Annotated in this window: 1 protein-coding gene; it reads right to left on the bottom strand. The window is 39.7% G+C overall.

Annotation, left to right across the window (positions count from 1 at the left end):
- Positions 1 to 551: 551 nt before the first annotated feature.
- Positions 552 to 914 (bottom strand): hypothetical protein, encoded by a 363-nt coding sequence (locus AC5JMK_RS26600; protein ID WP_096673920.1) that lies wholly within the window; start codon positions 912 to 914, stop codon positions 552 to 554.
- Positions 915 to 1097 lie beyond the last annotated feature (183 nt).

The raw sequence follows: 1097 nt of genomic DNA, 5'->3' as shown, positions 1-1097 counted from the left end.
ATGGAAGTCATGCACGAGCGCAACGCTCACAACTTCCCTCTCGACTTGGCTGCTGTCGAAGCTCCTGCAATCAACGGTTAATAATTAATCAAGACGCAACCAATCGCGTCAAACTAAATCAAAAGCGCTCTCTGAAGAAAAGGAGGGCGCTTTTTGTTTAAATCTCACGAGATTTACAAGCTGATTGGATTAATAAGTTTTGAAAATTCATCGAGTGAAGGTATGGCGATCGCTTGTCAAAACAAGTAAAAAGTAAAAAGTAAAAAGTAAAAAGTAAAAAGTAAAAAGAAAGATTCCCACTGATAAATCTGTGGGCTTGAAAAAAGGACACCTTTTACCTTGCACTACGTGTCTCGGTAAAATTATGAGTGTTTAAGTGGGCTTGATACCCACAACTGAAGTTTTTTATGAGTGCCTTTTAACTTTTAACTTTTTACTTTTAACTTGGAGCGAAGCGACTGTCATGTTACAAAAACCTTTATCAGTTATCAGGTGTATGATGGGGGACTTAGATCCAGGTATTTCACTGTTCACTGTTCACTGATACCATATCAAGTAGTAGCCTCTGGCTTAGGCTTTCGCACTGGACGCTTGCGATCGCTTCGACGAACGCCGCCTGCCATTTTGTACTCATCGCTATTCTTGCCATACTTTGCAGCTACACTGACTAACATATGTTCTGTTAGTTCCATCAGCGACTGTTCAGCAAGTTCAAAGGCTTCCTGAGTCAAATCTACGGTAGAGAGGCTTGAGTTATAAGCTTCCAACTTGTCTTGTGTTGTTTTGATGGCAGCTGCAAAGGAGTTAATTGTTACACCATTGCCTAAGTCTAAGGTGGGATTGATCGATTTCAAAGCCGCAATCCGACGCTGTGCTTTATCAATTACTTTAGACCCGCGTTTGGGACGTGACATAAATCACTTGCCTGTTATTAATAATCTGCCAGGATAAAAACTGACTTCTACCCTGAACTGTACAGCACTAAGATAGACAGAATTAGGGTTAGTTGACACCCGCATTATTCAGTATAAATTAATTTATTTATTACAAAGACATCGATTTTTTTATGTAAATTCTTGGTGATTGCCCGAATTCAA

This window comes from Pelatocladus sp. (assembly GCF_059505505.1).
The sequence above is the reverse complement of the archived record's forward strand: the minus strand, read 5'-3'. Positions and strand labels throughout refer to the sequence as shown.